The sequence below is a fragment of the Streptomyces sp. NPDC020597 genome (assembly GCF_044335095.1).
Taxonomy (GTDB): Bacteria; Actinomycetota; Actinomycetes; order Streptomycetales; family Streptomycetaceae; genus Streptomyces.
This window is the reverse complement of the sequence record NZ_JBIRUL010000011.1, coordinates 1-16,390: the sequence shown is the minus strand read 5'-3', so window position 1 is coordinate 16,390 and position 16,390 is coordinate 1. Positions and strand designations below refer to the sequence as shown.

Annotated in this window: 9 protein-coding genes; 3 read left to right on the top strand and 6 right to left on the bottom strand. The window is 72.1% G+C overall.

Annotated features, from left to right (window positions below; all coding sequences use genetic code 11):
• Positions 1-199 precede the first annotated feature (199 nt).
• Together ACH4ZA_RS20500 and ACH4ZA_RS20495 are read left to right on the top strand one after the other, a co-directional pair.
• Positions 200-1,864, top strand: coding sequence for a M4 family metallopeptidase (locus ACH4ZA_RS20500; protein WP_398430851.1), 1,665 nt, complete (start codon positions 200-202; stop codon positions 1,862-1,864).
• A 74-nt stretch (positions 1,865-1,938) separates the two neighbouring features.
• Positions 1,939-2,457 (top strand): DUF1990 domain-containing protein, encoded by a 519-nt coding sequence (locus ACH4ZA_RS20495; protein WP_398430849.1) that lies wholly within the window; start codon positions 1,939-1,941, stop codon positions 2,455-2,457.
• Positions 2,458-2,690: 233 nt separating this feature from the next.
• Here the strand turns inward: ACH4ZA_RS20495 and ACH4ZA_RS20490 are convergent, their stop codons facing one another.
• From ACH4ZA_RS20490 to ACH4ZA_RS20465, 6 genes are all read right to left on the bottom strand, one after another.
• On the bottom strand, positions 2,691-3,311 hold the full coding sequence (locus ACH4ZA_RS20490; protein WP_398430847.1) for an SMI1/KNR4 family protein: 621 nt from the start codon (positions 3,309-3,311) through the stop codon (positions 2,691-2,693).
• A gap of 46 nt (positions 3,312-3,357) precedes the next feature.
• Positions 3,358-7,803 carry an RHS repeat-associated core domain-containing protein gene (locus ACH4ZA_RS20485; RefSeq protein WP_398430845.1) on the bottom strand — a complete coding sequence of 1,482 codons (4,446 nt, stop codon included), beginning with the start codon at positions 7,801-7,803 and terminating at the stop codon, positions 3,358-3,360.
• Between the two features lie 120 nt (positions 7,804-7,923).
• Entirely contained in the window at positions 7,924-9,147 is a 1,224-nt protein-coding gene (locus tag ACH4ZA_RS20480) for a VWA-like domain-containing protein (protein WP_319277605.1), read from the bottom strand.
• A gap of 209 nt (positions 9,148-9,356) precedes the next feature.
• Positions 9,357-10,688, bottom strand: coding sequence for an AAA family ATPase (locus ACH4ZA_RS20475; protein WP_398430843.1), 1,332 nt, complete (start codon positions 10,686-10,688; stop codon positions 9,357-9,359).
• 139 nt (positions 10,689-10,827) lie between these two features.
• Positions 10,828-12,282, bottom strand: coding sequence for a hypothetical protein (locus ACH4ZA_RS20470; RefSeq protein WP_398430841.1), 1,455 nt, complete (start codon positions 12,280-12,282; stop codon positions 10,828-10,830).
• Between the two features lie 250 nt (positions 12,283-12,532).
• Positions 12,533-15,157, bottom strand: coding sequence for a glycosyltransferase family 1 protein (locus ACH4ZA_RS20465; protein WP_398430839.1), 2,625 nt, complete (start codon positions 15,155-15,157; stop codon positions 12,533-12,535).
• A gap of 361 nt (positions 15,158-15,518) precedes the next feature.
• Between ACH4ZA_RS20465 and ACH4ZA_RS20460 the strand changes: the two genes are divergently transcribed.
• The coding region (locus ACH4ZA_RS20460) for a maltotransferase domain-containing protein (RefSeq protein WP_398430837.1) at positions 15,519-16,390 on the top strand (872 nt) is incomplete at its 3' end.

The following is a 16,390-nucleotide window of genomic DNA, read 5'->3' as shown; positions in this document are numbered from 1 at the left end:
CTGTTGCCGCTTTACCACAGCTCAACCCCGTTTACGTGCCTGCAATGTTCACCAGACAGTCGATTTTCGGCCAACATCACTTCGGGGTCCTGACATGTACGCGCCCGGATGTCAGTCTTCGTTCACCCGCCGCACAACTTCACACCCGTCACGGGCGGCCGCCCCACGCCGCCCGGACCCCCCACATGAAGGAGCTTGTGTGACCTCCCTCTACGCGCGTCACAAGCGCACCACTCTGGCCATCGCCACCGCCGTCGCGGCCGGAGCCCTGGTCACCACCGGTCTGACCACCGGCAGCGCCGCCGCCCAGACCCCGGCGGCCTCCGGCGCGAGGGCCGCCCTGCAGGGCGCCCCGGTCCAGCTGTCCTCCGCGGCCCGCACCACGCTGATCCAGCAGCAGCAGTCCGACGCGCCCGCGACCGCCAAGTCCATAGGCCTCGGCGCCCAGGAGAAGCTGATCGTCAAGGACGTCGTCAAGGACGTCGACGGCACGGTCCACACCCGCTACGAGCGCACCTACGCGGGCCTGCCGGTCCTCGGCGGCGACCTCGTCGTGCACCGCGCCCCCTCCGGCGCCCAGAGCGTGACCAAGGCCGTCTCGGCCGCCATCAAGGTCTCCACGCTCACCCCGCAGGTCGCCACCGCCAAGGTCCAGAAGCAGGCGCTGACCGCCGCCAAGGCCGCGGGCTCGGAGGCCTCCGCCGCAGACCAGGCCCCCCGCAAGGTGATCTGGGCCGGCAGCGGCACCCCGACCCTCGCCTACGAGACCGTCGTGGGCGGCCTCCAGGACGACGGCACCCCGAGCAGGCTGCACGTCATCACCGACGCCACCACCGGCAAGAAGCTCTACGAGCACCAGGCCATCGAGACCGGCACGGGCAAGAGCTTCTACTCGGGCTCGGTCACCCTCAACACGACCAAGTCGGGCTCGACGTACAACCTGACCGACGGCACGCGCGGCGGCCACAAGACCTACAACAAGGCGCGCAGCACGTCCTCCTCGACCGGCACCCTGTTCACCGACGCGGACGACGTGTGGGGCACCGGCACGGCCTCCAGCTCCACCAGCGACCAGACCGCCGCCGTGGACGCCGCCTACGGCGCCCAGATGACCTGGGACTTCTACAAGAGCACCTTCAACCGCAGCGGCATCAGGAACGACGGCAAGGCCGCCTACTCCCGCGTCCACTACGGCAACGCCTACGTCAACGCCTTCTGGGACGACGACTGCTTCTGCATGACCTACGGCGACGGCGACGGCAACACCCACCCGCTGACCTCGCTGGACGTGGCCGGCCACGAGATGAGCCACGGTCTGACCTCGGTCACCGCGGGCCTGGAGTACACGGGTGACGCCGGCGGTCTGAACGAGGCCACCTCCGACATCCTCGGCACCGGTGTGGAGTTCTTCGCCAACAACGCGTCCGACAAGGGCGACTACCTCATCGGCGAGAAGATCAACATCAACGGCGACGGCACCCCGCTGCGCTACATGGACAAGCCGAGCAAGGACGGCGGATCCAAGGACTACTGGTCCTCCGCCGTGTCCGGCCTCGACCCGCACTACTCGTCGGGCCCCGCCAACCACTTCTTCTACCTGCTGTCCGAGGGCAGCGGCGCGAAGACGATCAACGGGGTGAGCTACAACTCCCCGACGTCCAACGGCTCCACGGTCACCGGCATCGGCCGCGACAAGGCGCTGCAGATCTGGTACAAGGCGCTGACGACGTACTTCACGTCGACGACCACCTACAAGCAAGCCCGCACCGGCACCCTCTCGGCGGCCTCGGCGCTGTACGGCGGCACCGGCAGCGCCGAGTACAAGGCCGTGGCGGCGGCCTGGTCGGCGATCAACGTCAACTGACCCGGCCACAAGCAAGTGAGTAAGGCGGCACCCGGGACGAAGGCGGTCCCGGGTGCCGTCCTACATTGGCTCCCATGTCTTCGAAGGACTTCACGTACGACGAAGTCGGCGCGACGCGCGACCGCCCCGGCTCCTGCCCTGAGGGCTTCCACCCCCTCCACGTCCGCGCACGCCTCGGCGAGGGCCACGACGTCTTCCGGCGCGCCGCCGACGCCGTCATGACGTGGCAGATGCACCGCGCCCTGGGCGTCGGCATCGACGCCACGGCGGACCGGGCGGCCCCCGACGTCGACGTCACCGTCACCCTGGCCGGCGTCATCAAGGCCCCCTGCCGCGTGGTCTGGACGGTGGACGAACCCCGTCGCGCCGGCTGGGCCTACGGCACCCTCCCCGGCCACCCCGAACGCGGCGAGGAGTCCTTCGTCGTCGACCGCACGGGAGACGGCACGGTCTGGCTGACGGTCACCGCGTTCAGCCGCCCCGCGAAGTGGTACACCAGGGCCGCCGGCCCGGCCACCAGAGGCCTCCAACAGGCCTACGCCCGCCGCTGCGGCAGGGTCCTGCGCGAGCTGTGCGGGGACGGGGAGTCGTGACCGGCGGCCCGGGCGAACCGGCAGCGCAGGCCGGCCGCAGCAGGGACGACGGGCCGCTCCGCGGCCGACTTCGAGCGACGCTCGGCACCGTGCGAACGGCGCCCATGCCGCCCTCTCGCATTCGGCCATACTCCATGCCGAGCCGTCGGTGGTCGCGCTCGTTGCGCCTCACCCTGCCTGCTCCTCGAAACCTCGTCGAACCCCCTTTCTTACTGCTCGGTCCCGGGCGGGATTCACAGGCCCGCGAAGGGGTCCATGGACTCGCCGGTCCAAGGGTCCACGCCCTCGTCAAGGAACCGTTCCTCGTCCCTGAAGTTCAGAAAACGGGCTGTGCCCCGGCCCCACAGTGTGGTGACGCTGAGTGGGCACTCATCGAAGTCGGCGCGCAGAACACGCACGAGGAACTCCGTCATTCCGCATTCATGAACGGCCCAGCCTCGGTCCTGACGTGCCCAGACCGCCACCGGCCAACTTTCCGGGTCCGGGTCCGTGGTGACCCAGCACAACGCGTCGGCGCCGTTCGTCTGGCCCCAGACGAGCATGTCCGACAAGGGGTATTGGGAGCGGGCACCAGGACTCTGCCAGTCACTCATGGACGCCGATTCCAGGACGTCGGCGGGCAGCCGCGTCACATCCAGGGGTGCGGCGGAATTATCCGGGCGCGGGATAGACACGAAGAGCGAATCCTCGAACGACCCGGCGCCGAAGACGGCGACGAACCGCAGGTAGTCACTGGGAAACGTCGGCACGCCCAGTTTGGCGGCCGCGGCCTGCCAGTCGACCGCGTCCCCTGCCGCTCCCCCCTCGTGGAGGAGGAATACGGCCTCCGTCAACTTTCCCAGCGAGTCGTTCACGATGCACTCCATCCTTTAATTTTCCTTGCGCGGCAGACCGCGGCCCCTACGGCGTGGGCCCGGTCGGGACGGGCTTCCCCACATAACTCACCGTGCCGATGTTCGACCAGTTCTTGAACTTGTTGCTGTACATCATGTTCGGCACGACATTTTCCAGCGACAGGCCGGGCTTGCCGTTGAGGGTTCCTGCCGCAGACATCTCGTATGCGACCGGCACCGTCCTGGGTCCCATATAGACAGGCTTCACCCGGTAATGCACTACCTGACCTGCGTCAATCGCTTCCTTGACCTGCTTCTCGTAGGAGTACATGTGGTCAGTGATGCCGGGGTCATTCGGGGAGATACGGTTGGCGTTCGCCGACCGGGAACAGGTGGAGAGGTTTCCCGGTCGCAGGCCGTCACCGCTCAGATCCTTGCCCAGGAGGTGACAGGCATTGACCCACTGACCGGGCGGCCGGTTGCCAAGATAGCCCGCATATTTTCGGGCCCACTCGTATCCGGGGGGAGTCACCTTGTCCGGGTCGGTCTTAGTTCCCGGGTGCGTTGTGAGATAGGCACTGTCCAGGCACGCCTCCACACCCGTGGCACGGTCACCGTGCGCGCTGTCCGCATCGCCGTAGTCCACCCAGCCTTTGCCGTCGCGACGACAGTCCTGACTGTTGCGGCTCTCACCAGAGGTGCCGTCACTGCCGGGATTCGTTCCCGGGGCTGCGTGAGTGTCCGGCGTGTATTGCTCATCGTCTGACAAGTCAAGCATCTGTGCGGCACCGACGACCAGCTTGACGATGTCGCCGGGCTTCCACTTGCCACCGTTCGGATCCCAATCGGGTTTTGGTGTGGGTCGTGTGGGGGCGGGCCTGGGGTGTTTGCCGTTGTTGGGGTTCTGGTCGATGGGCGGCTTGGGCGGGCGAACGACCCGGGGTTGCGCGGCCGCTGTTCTACCGCCGCAGGAGTAGGTACAGGCGTAGTTGTAGGTGTTGGCACCGGTACCTGTAGAGACGAGACCGGAGCTGCCGACGCCGGCGCGCATGGCGTTGGCCTGAGCCGATATCGCGCTGGACATGCTGCCTGCGTACGACTGCGACAGGACATGACTACTGGTTGTGCTGTGGCTCGTCGTGGAGGAGCTTCCCCACGACCAGTCCCATGACGAGCTGTAGGACCAGCTGGAGTGCTGAAGTTGGTAGGAGGCATAGCCGGCCAGGGCTGTCAAGACGACAGCCGTGCCGTAGGCCTCTACGGCGCATGCATCCCAGAAGCAATGCCCACTGGGGTCGGTTCCGTTGAGCGGTCCACCGTTGCCGTAGGTGTAGCGGTTGCTCTGTACCGATGGCGTCGGGGCCAGTTGCCAGGTGTCACGTGAGGTGAAGGATCCTGTTCCCGGCTGGTACCAGCGGGCCGCCATGTTGACGTCGCCGCTCGCCGGGTCGGTCCAGCCGGACTGGTAGCCGATCGCCGGGGTGGTGCCGTTGGTCGCTGTTTCCTTGCCGAAGGGGTCGTAGGAGGTCGAGCCGGTCACCGAGGCGCCGTTCGCCGTCAGGCCGGCGACCAGGTCGGTGTGCTGGTCGGTCAGGGCCCACTGCTTGGTCGTGCCGGTGGCGAGGGAGAGCAGGGCACCGTCGGGTGTGCGGTTGTAGGCGGTCGTGCCGTCGCCCGCGAGGTTGTTGGAGCCTCCGTCGTAGGTGAACGTCGTCGCGCCTCGGGTCTGGACGCGGTCCAGGGAGTCGTACGAGTAGGTCGCGCCGCCGTCGGTGATCTTGCGTTCGAAGGCGTCGAAGGTGAGTGAGCGTGCCGGCCCGCTGCCGGTGTCGGTCGAGGACAGGGTGCCTCGCGCCGTGTACGTGTACGCCGTCGTGCCGTCCGTCAGCTGACGGTTGCGGGCATCGAAGGTCGCCGTCGTCGCGCCCGCCTTCGTACGGTTGCCTGCGGCGTCCCACTCGTACGATGTCGGCGCCGCGCCGTCCTTCGCCCATGACGTCATACGGTTCGCGAAGTCGTAGGTGTACGTGTTGCTCCCCGCGCCTGCCGTGCCCGTCGTCGTCTTCGACGTCAGGTTGTCGTCCAGGTCGTAGCCGTACGCCGTCGAGGCCACGCTCGTCGCCCCGTCAGCAGAGGCGACGGCATCCGACTTCATTCGGCCCAACTCGTCGTAGACGTAAGTGCGTTTGGCTGTGACCGCGTACGGCCCCGTGCCCGTCGGGCTCGTGGCGTACTGCTCCATGCTCGGGCGGCCTGCGGCGTCGAAGTCGTACAGGACGTCGTTGCCGGTGATCGAGTCGCGGGCGGTGTCGATGCGGCCTGCGGCGTCGTAGGTGTAGTCGGTGGCGCCTGCCGTGGTGGTGCGTCGTGTCATGTTGCCGTCGGCGTTGTAGGCGTAGGCGGCAGTGCCTCCCGGGCCTTCGGCGGTCAGCAGTGCGCCACGGTCGTTGTACGTGTAGGTGTTGCGGGTGACGCCGTCCGCCGTGCCTGTCGCGGTCAGACGCCCGGCCAGGTCGTGCTCCAGGGTGCGGGTCACCGTGGACGCCTCCGCGCCCGTACCTGTCTCCTTCGTCAGACGGCCCAGGCCGTCGAAGGTGCGCTCGCGCTTCACGCCGCCCGGCAGGAGGTCCGTCACTGCCTGGCCGGCCTTGTCGTAGACGGTCGTCCAGGTGCGGTCGGCCGGGTTCGGGTGTGCGGGTGTGGAGGGCTCGATCGTCGACTCGGGCAGGCCCCAACTGTTGAACGTGTAGACGGTCTTGCCGCCGCGTCCGTCCGTCAGACGGGTGAGGTTGCCCTCGGCGTCGTAGCCGAGCGACGTCGTGATCGACGCCGTCGCGGTGACCGGCTCGGTCTGGGTCGTCATGCGTCCCAGGGCGTCGTACGCGTACGTCGACCGGGCCTTGCTCCCCGCGGGGACCACCGCCGTGCGGTTGCCCTCCGCGTCGTACTCGGCGGTCGCGGTGCGCAGGGCGGTGGCGCCTGTGCCGTAGTCGGTGGTGGCGGTGACGTCGCCGAGCGCGTCGTAGGAGGTGGTCGTGCGGCGGCCGGTCGCGTCCGTGGTCTCCGTCCGGCGGCCGAGGCCGTCGTACTCGAACCTGGTCGTACCGGCCGGATCCGTCACGGTCCTCGGCTCACCGGCCACGTTGTACGTGCTCGTCGTGGCGGTACCCGACGGCGTCGTCGACGTGATCTGGTTGCTCGCGTCGTCCCACGTGAAGCGGCTGACCAGGTTCGCGGCGCTCGGGTAGCGCTCGACCGTCGTCGCGGTCAGCTGCCTGCCGAGCTCGTCGTAGGTGGCCTCGGTGCGGGCGCCGGTCGGGCCGGTGACGGACAACTGGTGACCGGTCGGGGTCCAGGTGGCACGGGTGACACCGCCGCCGTCCGCGCTCGTGGGATTGAGCAGGTCCGAGTCGGTCTCCGCCGTCATCGCCGCCGCGGCGTCTGCCGCCGGGTCGGTCTGGGCGGTCAGCTGCCCGAACTGGTCGTAGGCGTAGCGGGTGACGCGGCCCAGGGGGTCCGTCGCCGTCCGCGGCCGGCCGAGTGCGGTGTACGTGGTGCGCGCGGTCGCCGTCAGAGCGGTGGTGGAGCCCGGCGGGGTGTAGTCGGGCAGGGTCACCGCGGTGGTGCGGCCGAGGCGGTCGACCTCCGTGCTGGTCGTCCTGCCGTGGGCGTCGCGGGTGTGGGTGACCTCGCCGAAGGTGTTGTAGCCGGTGAGGGTGCTCGGCCTGGTGGTGGAGGCTGTGGCGCCGTTCTCCTCCGTCTGCACCGCCGGCGCGGTCTGCTGCACCGGACGGCCCAGTGCGTCGTAGCGCGAGACGGCGGTGTACGCGGCCGGATCGGCGCCGGGGGCGTTGCCGCGGGGGCTGACCGCCGTCAGGGGCAGGCCGCGGTCGTCGTAGGTGGCGGTCGTGGTGTGGGTGCCGGTGCCGTCAGTGACGGTTTGCCTGGTGACGTTGCCCGTCGTGTCGTACTCGGAGGTCGTGGTGAGTTTCCTGGTCCCGGAGATGGACTGCGTCTGTTCCGTCACGCGGTCGTCGCCGTCGTAGGCGAGGGTCGTGGTGCGGTTGAGGCCGGAGGGGTCCAGGGTGCTGGTGAGGGTGCGGCCGAGGGCGTCCACCGTGTACGTCTCAACGGTCTTGCCGCCGCCGGTGATCTGCTGGGTGAGGTTGCCCGCCGGGTCATAGGTGTTGGACTCCAGCACGATGTCGTGCCGGGTGTCGTCGGCCTGGGTGACCTGCTTGGCGGTGGTGGTGGCCGCGAGGCCGTCGTCGTAGTAGGTGTACGCGGTGTTGAAGTAGTAGGTGGCGGCGGGCAGATCCATCCAGCCGCCGTTGGCGTAGCCGGCACCGAGGAAGGCGCGGGTGCGCGTCTGGTCGGCTACGGCCCCGCTGATCGAGCCGAGCTTCACCCCGTCCTGGTCAAGGTTCTGGGAGGTTGCGGCCGCCGACAGCACGACGTGGTGCCATTCGCCGTCGGTGACCGCGCTCGGTGAGGTGACGGGCGTGGCGGACACGCCACCGGTCAGATAGAACCTGCCGCGCAGTTTGCCCGCACCGTCGATGTTCAGGACCCAGGCGCTTCGCCGTGCACGACGGCCGTGTGCGGCAAGGGAGTTGGGCGCAGCGTTGGGTGCTCACCCCCTGCCTCCCGTCGTCCCGATCTCCACCACCCGGGCCCAGGCGGGCGGGGTGTCGGGGACGTAGTCGGGGTTCGTCTCGTTGTAGCGGGTGCGGTCGCGGGGGAACAGGCCGATCACCGTGCGGCACGACGGGCGGGTCTCGGGCCAGGGCGTCTGACCGTCGGTGAGGACGACGATCGCGTCGGGGCGGGGGTTCGTCCGCAGGGCCCTGGCGAAGCCGGTGCGCAGGTCCGTGCCGCCGCCGCCCACCAGCGGGATGCCCTCGGCGCGGCACAGGGTGTGCACCATGCCGGCCGACGCGTCGCACGGCACGACGGAGACCAGGTCGCGACGGCCGCCCACGGCACGGGAGATGGCCGCGACCTCGAGGAGCGCACTGCCCAGCTCGGCGTCGCTGACCGAACCGGACGTGTCGACGACGACGCAGACCCGGGGCGGCCGGCGTCGCAGGCTCGGCAGGACGACGCCGGGCAGGCAGGCCGAGCGGCGCGCGGGACGGCCGTAGCTGTAGTCCTCACCCGCTCCCGGACCCGAGGCCGCCGAACGGACCGCCGCGCCCAGCAGTTCCCGCCAGGGCTGCGGCGGGTGGAAGGCCTCCTCCGCCCACCTCTTCCACTGCTTCGGCGCCGACCCCGGCCGTCCCCTGATGCCCTGCGCCACCCGGAACCGGACGGCGTCCCGTTGCTGCTCGCTGAGGCCGTCCGCGCCGTCGGGGCCGAGTTCCCAGTCCCGTTCCCGGCCGTCCGCGCCGCTGCCGCAGTCCAGCCAGGACAGGCGCTCCGTGCGCGGTCCGAGCCGGAACTGACGCAGGTAGTCCTCCATGAGCTCGCCGTCCTGCAACCCCAGCGAGGCCGGGGTGACGGCGCCCGCGGGCTCGACCAGCCCGTCCCCGTACGCGTCGTCGTTGATCTCGCAGTCCGCGGCGATGTTCATCCGCAGCCGCTCCCCCGGCCCGGTCAGGCCGCGTTCCCTCGCGAGGCGGTCGCTGCGGCCGTGATGGTCGCGCAGCAGGTGCGACACCTCGTGCACCCACACCCCCGCCAGATCCTCGACCGGCATCCGGTCGACGAACCCGGGCGAGACGTAGCACCGCCAGTACCGGTCCACGCCCATCGTCGGCACCTGCCGTGACGCAACGATGTGCAGGGCGAACAGGGCCGTGGCGAGGTAGGGGCGGGCGCGGGCGGCGTACAGCCGGGCCGCGAGCAGTTTGTCCATGTCCAACGGCGTGTCGGCCGCCGTGCCACCGGCCGCCCGCCGCGCGGCCGCCGGCGCGCGGGCTGCCAGGGCCGCCGGACTTCGCGCGCCCACCGGCGCGCCCTTCTCCGCGCCGGCCGGGACCCCGGCGTCCACCGGCCCGCCGGACGCCGCGGCCGCCCCTGTCACCGCGCCCGCACCCGTACCCGTACCCGCCGGACCCGCCGTGCTCATCGGGCCGCCTTCGTCGTGCCGGCGTCCCGTGCCTTCGTGCGCGCCGCCGCCCGGTCCGCACGCCGGGACAGGGCCACCGCGCCGGCCAGGCCCTCGATCGACGCGGGGACCTCCCAGTCGTCGCGGCGCAGCGCGGCCAAGGTGGTCGCGGGGACCACTGCCAGGTCGGGGGCCCCGGTCTCGACCGCCCGCACCAGCAGCGCCCACGCCGCGTCCCAGCGTGGGCGGTCCGGGCGGGACCGGACCGCCGCCACCACCGCGTCCAGCGTCGCCTGGCGCAGATCCCCCCGCTGGGGCAGCTCCGCGCCGGCCGGATCGGCGAGCAGGTCCTCGGGGTCCGGCAGGTCCATCCGGTCCAGGCTCGCCAGCAGTTCCAGCCCCGGCCCGTCGCCGACGGCGCCCCTCACCAGCAGCGACAGCACGTCCCGGGAGGAGCCCGCCGCGGTCGCGAAGGCGATCAGGTGCAGGGTCATCTCCCAGCTGCGCGGCGACGGCCAGGCGCCGCCGCGGCGGGTCTCGCCGCTGGGCAGCCGGTGAACGAGCGTGGGGCGGGCGGCCAGCAGTGCGCACACCGCCCGGCGCGCGAAGTCGACGGCCTCGGGCAGCTTCGCCGGGTCGAGCCGGGGCAGGGTCGCCCGGGGCCAGGTCCCGCCGAGACCGCGGACGACGACCTCGTGGTCGTGGGTCCACTGCAGATGGACGAACCGGTTGGCCAGCGGCGGGCTCAGCTCCCAGCCGTCGGCCGCCGAGGACCGCGGGTTGGCGGCGGCCACGATCCGCACGCCGGGCGGCAGCCGCAGCGCGCCGATCCGCCGCTCGAGCACCAGCCGCAGCAGCGCGGCCTGCACGGCGGGCGGCGCCGTGGACAGCTCGTCGAGGAACAGCAGTCCGCGTCCGGCCCGCACAAGACGTACCGCCCAGTCCGGCGGGGCCATCGGAACGCCCTGCGTCGCCGGGTCGTCGCCGAGGACCGGCAGCCCCGAGAAGTCGGACGGTTCGTGCACGCTGGCGATCACGGTGGTCAGCGGAAGGTCGAGGGCGGCGGCCAGCTGGGTCAGCGCGGCGGTCTTGCCGATGCCGGGCTCGCCCCACAGCAGCACGGGCAGGTCGGCCGCCACGGCGAGGGTCAGGGCCTCGAGCTGGGTGTCGGGTCGCGGTTCGGTGGTGAAGTCGCGCAACAGGGCCAGGAGGTCGGCGGCGACGTCCAGTCGGGCGGCCGGGTCGTCGGGCCGGTCCAGGGCGTCCGACGGCGAGGCGCCGCCCGGTCGGGAGGGGGCGTCGGGGGGAAGGTCGGTAGCGACGAGGGCGGGCGGGGAGTACGTGGGCATGGTGATCACCTTGGGTTCGCGGGAGCGGGTCAGAGGGGTCGTGCGGGATCGTCAGAAGGGCGCAGGCCGGAACCGGGCCGGGAAGAGCGGGAGGGACGTGGTGAGAGGGGCGGCGCGCCGGGTTCGTCGGGCGGACCGTTCAGCGGCCGGCCGTGTGACGGGGACGTGAGCGCAGCCCGGACGGACGGGGTGCGCGCGGCGGGAGTCGGTGCGGCGCGGGTCCGGTCAGGCCGGCCCGGTACAGCCCGTAGGTGATCCGCCGCCGGGCGGCCGCCTCGAGTTCGTCCCGCAGCGCGCCGTCGCGCAGCAGCGCCTCGGGGCCCAGCAGCCCTTCGACGACGGCCAGCGCGCCGGCGATGTCGCCGTGGACGAGGCGTTCGCGGACGCCGGTGAGACAGTCCGGGCGGCGGTGGGCCTCGTCGACGGCCCGCAGGCACGGCAACGGGGTTCCGCCCAACGCGACCAGGAGTTCCTCCCGCCGGAGTTCGGCCGGGTCGTGGTCCAGCGGGACGAGCACTCCGTCGACCAGGCCGATCCGGTGACGCGCTCCGCGGCACTCCACGAAACGCGGCTGTCCCGGCCGGTCGGCGGCCCCCCGGCGGTCCTGCGGCCGTACGTCCGGGAGCAGGGCCGCGGCGACCAGCGGGTGCAGCCGGCCGGCGTCGATCGCGCCGGCGCGCAGCAGCTCCAGGTCGGGCGGGGTCCAGGTGGCGGCTTCGGGCAGCACGGGCAGCGCCGGACCTGTCGCCGAGGCGGCGCCGGCTCCGCCGCCGGCGGGCGTGACGCGCAGTGCGGGCGGCCCGGCGCCACCGTCCCCGTCCCCGCCCCCGTCGGTCTCCAGGATCAGCCGGCGCCGTCCGCCGAGCCGCACCAGGACGGGGCCGCCGCAACCGCCCTCGGCCCGGCGCAGGATGTCCGCCTCGGCGGCCCACCGGTCGACGGCGGCGGTACGGCCGTCGGGCACCGCGCCCGGGGGCAGGGCGAGGCGCGAAGTCCGCCGGACGACGTCCTCCGGTTCACCCGGCGTCCTCGCCGCAGCCGCCCCGGACCGCGTGCGCAACTCGCCCGAGCGGCGCGCGTCCCACAGGTGCCGGTGCAGGTCCAGACGGAACCGCCGGCTGGGGTGAGGGTGGGGGTGCGGATGGCCCGGGCCCGCGCCGTGCCCCGCGCGGAATCCCTCCCACAGGGTCAGGCTGATCCGCTGGCCCGCGTCCGCCCAGGTGGGCGGAGTGCGCACCACCAGATGCACCGGACGCCCGCCTCGCCCCGCGCCGTCGTACCGCGCGAGGGCGACGGTCAGACCGGGCCGCAGCAGCCCGTCGGGGGCGATTCTCGGCAGATGCCAGCGCAGCAGGTCGGGAGCCAGGTGCCGCAGGTCGGAGCGGAGCCGGGAGACGAACTCCCGGCCGTGCGAGATCGCCAGGGTTCGCAGGTCCAGATCGACGTCCACGCCCGCGGCGGCGCAGGCACCCGCCCAGTCGCCGGTCAGGCGGCGCGCCGTCGCGGTCTCGATCATGGAGGCCGGCACGGCGAACTCGCGCACACGCGGCCAGAAGGAAAACAGGGAGTCCTCGTTCGCGAGGTGAGTCGTCATCAGCACTCACCTTGCGCGGACGGGTCCCCCGATCTGTCGACAGAAGGAGTAGTCATCGCGGGGAGCATAACGGCCGTGCCGGTGACCCGGCCAGAGATTTCCGAGCCGCCGGCCGGCCGCCCGCACGCACGTCCACCGGGTGCGGCGGGTGTGCGGGCGGGCGGCGGTGCGTGCACGGGCGGGCCGGCCGGTCAGCGCCGCCTCCGGGAACGCCGGCCGAGGCGCGTGCGCGCGGGACGCGTGCGTCGGGTCAGCGCAGCAGGACGCCCGCTCCTTCGACCGCCTCCTCGGACGGCGCCTCCAGCAGCCCCAGTTCGGCGCCGGACGCCAGCAGGCGATGAGCCGGGAGGATGCGGACCGTGTACCCGAAGGGGCCCGTGCGGTCCAGCGACAGCGGGCCTTCGTAGACCCACCTGCCCTCCAGGTCCGGGCCGCCCGCCGGCTTCAGCGGGACCGTGGCCGCGTCCGTGATGCGGTCCTCCTCGTCGACCCGGCCCGACACCGCCTGCACCTCGACGTCGTCGGGGGTGAGTTCGCCGAGGCGCACGCGCACCCGCAGCGCGAGGGTCGTGCCGAGCTCGGCCGAGACCGTGGCCGCCGACGTCTCCACGTGGTCGACCGCCACGGCGTGCCAGGCCGAGCGCACCCGCTGCTTCCAGCCCGCGAGTTCCCTCGCCGTGCCGGGGACCATCGTCCGGTGCGCGTGGGCGGCCGGGGTGTAGAGCCGCTCCACGTACTCGCGGACCATGCGTCCCGCCAGCACCTTCGGGCCCAGCAGGGTGAGGGTCCGGCGGACCATCTCGATCCAGCGGTCGGGCAGTCCCGCCCGGCCGCGCTCGTAGAAGCGCGGCGTGATGCGCTGTTCCAGGAGGTCGTAGAGGGCCGCCGCCTCGATGTCGTCCCGGTGGTCCGGGTCGGTTCCGACGCCGTCCGCGGTGGGGATGGCCCAGCCGAAGTCAGGCTGGAACCACTCGTCCCACCAGCCGTCCAGGACGGACAGGTTGAGGCAGCCGTTGAGCGCGGCCTTCATGCCGGACGTACCGCAGGCCTCCAGCGGGCGGAGCGGGTTGTTGAGCCAGATGTCGCAGCCGGGGTACAGCTTCTGCGCCATGCCCATGCCGTAGTCGGGCAGGAACACGATGCGGTGCCGGACCCGCGGGTCGTCGGTGAACCGGACGAGCTCCTGCACCAGGCGTTTTCCGCCGTCGTCCGCCGGGTGAGCCTTGCCCGCGACGACGATCTGGATGGGCCGCTCCGGGTGCAGCAGCAGCTCCGTCAGCCGGTCCGGGTCCCGCAGCATCAGCGTCAGGCGCTTGTACGACGGGACCCGGCGCGCGAAGCCGATGGTGAGGACGTCCGGGTCCAGGACGCCGTCGATCCACCCCAGCTCGGCGCTCGCCGCCCCCCGTTGACGCCACGAGGCGCGCAGTCGCCGCCGCGCCTCCAGCACCAGCTGCTCGCGCAGCTCGCGGCGCAGCTCCCAGATGTCCAGGTCGGGGATGTCGGCGACGGAGTCCCAGCGGTCGGAGCCGCCGACGCTGAGGGCGTCCTCGGCACGCTCGGCGCCGATCTGCCGGGCGCCGAGACGCAGCACCTCAGGGGCCACCCAGGTCGGGGCGTGCACGCCGTTGGTGACGGAGGTGATCGGCACCTCCTCGGGGTCGAACCCGGGCCACAGGCCGGCGAACATCCCGCGGCTGACCTGACCGTGCAGCAGCGACACCCCGTTCGCGCGCTGCGCCAGCCGCAGCCCCATGACGGCCATGTTGAAGAGGTTCGGCTCGCCGCCGGGGTACGTCTCCATGCCCAGCCGCAGGATGCGGTCGACGTCCATGCGGGGCAGCTCGGCGTCGGGGCCGAAGTGCCGGGCGATCAGCTCCCGGTCGAAGCGGTCGATGCCGGCCGGGACGGGCGTGTGCGTGGTGAAGACGGTCCCGGCCCGCACGGCCTCCAGGGCCGAGTCGAAGTCCAGCCCCTCATCACCGAGTTCGGCGATGCGCTCCAGGCCGAGGAAGCCGGCGTGGCCCTCGTTGGTGTGGAAGACCTCGGGCTCGGCGTGACCGGTCAGCCGGCAGTACGTGCGCACCGCCCGGACACCCCCTATGCCGAGCAGCATCTCCTGCAGCAGTCGGTGCTCGCTGCCGCCGCCGTAGAGCCGGTCGGTCACCCCGCGCTCGCCGTGGTCGTTCTCCTCGACGTCGGAGTCGAGCATCAGCAGCGGGACCCGGCCGACCTGTGCCAGCCACACGCGGGCGTGCAGCTGCCTGCCCGCGGGGAGGGCGAGGGAGACCCGGGCGGGCGTGCCGTCCTCCTCCTTCAGGAGGGTCACCGGCAGCTCGTTGGGGTCCAGGACCGGGTAGTGCTCCTGCTGCCAGCCGTCCCGCGAGAGGGTCTGACGGAAGTAGCCGTGCCGGTAGAGCAGGCCCACACCGATCAGCGGCACACCAAGGTCGCTGGCCGCCTTCAGATGGTCGCCGGCGAGGATGCCCAGGCCGCCGGAGTACTGGGGCAGTGCGGCCGTGATGCCGAACTCGGGCGAGAAGTAGGCGACGGCGGCCGGGAGTCCGGCGGAGGAGGGCTGCGCCTGGTACCAGCGGTCGCCGCTCACGTAGTCGTGCAGGTCGCCGGCGGCCGCCGCGAGACGGCGCAGGAAACGGCGGTCCTCGGCGAGTTCGAGCAGGCGTGCCGGCGGCACGCCTCCGAGCAGTCTCACCGGGTCGCCGTCCGAGCGGGCCCAGCGCTCGGGGTCGACGGAACGGAAGAGGTCGCGGGTCTCCGCATGCCAGGACCAGCGCAGGTTTCGGGCCAGTTCGCTGAGCTGCAGGAGTGGTTCGGGGAGGAGGGGTCGGACGGTGAGTCGACGGATCGCCTTCACATTCCACCTCGGCGTTGCGCGTTCGCTTGATGGGCGCACGGCAGTGTGCGTCCACGTCTGCTACGACGGTACCGGCGTCGACGTCGGCCCGGCCGGGGGCTGGCCGGAGCCCTGCGGCGAAGGGCCGAAAATCCCGCTTTCACTCCGCTGGGCCACCTTGTGGGGCTTCGCCCCGCGCGAGAGGGTGCCAGTGGTGCGCCCGACGACGCCGGCGCACCGAGTCGGATATCGACGTGAGGAGTTAACAACGGGCCGGATTGCTCACCCGCACAGGGTGGAAGGCTCCTCCGGTACTCCCTCGCAGGACCCACCTCCCACCACATCCATCCGCCCACCCCCCTCGATGCGGACAGGAGCGGTCATGCCGGCCAGGCACCACCCCTCGACACCCCCCAAGAAGACCCCCAAGGACGCCAGGGACCTCAAGGCCTCCAAGGCCTCCAAGGACTCCAAGGACTCCAAGGACGCCCAGAGCGCCCAGGATGCCCGGGCCGCCCGGGCCGCCCGGGACGCCAAGGAACCGAAGAACTCGAAGGACTCCAAGGACGCCAAGGGCTCCCGGAGCGCGAAGCCGGCGAAGCCCGCCGAGCCCGTGCGGACCGCCGGGCACGGTGAAGCCGTCGGGCCCCCGGCGACCCACACGGTCACCTCACCCACCGCACCCACCGCCGTCGGGCGCATACCCGTCCTCGACGTCCGTCCGCTGGTCCAGCAGGGGCGCCGGCCCGCCAAGGCGGTCGTCGGCGAGACGTTCGAGGTCTCGGCGACCGTGTTCCGCGAAGGGCACGACGCCGTCGCGGCCAACGTCGTCCTGCGGGATCCGCGCGGCGAGCCGGGGCCGTGGACGCCGATGCGCGAACTCGCCCCGGGGACCGACCGCTGGGGCGCGGACGTCACCCCGGACGCGACCGGCCGCTGGACGTACACCGTGGAGGCGTGGGGGGACCCCGTCGCCACATGGCGGCACTACGCCGGGGTGAAGGTGCCCGCCGGGACGGACACGGAGTCGGTCCTCGAGGAGGGGGCCCGGCTCTACGAGCGGGCGGCGGACGGTGTGCCCAACGGCCCGGAGCGCAAGGCGGTGCTGATCGCCGTCGAGGCGCTGCGCGACGAGAGCCGCCCGGCCGTTTCCCGGCTGGCCGCGGCGTTGACGCCGGAGGTGGACGCCGTGCTGGCGCGGTTTCCGCTGCGGGAGCATGTGACCGCGTCGGATCCGCTGCCGCTGCTGGTCGA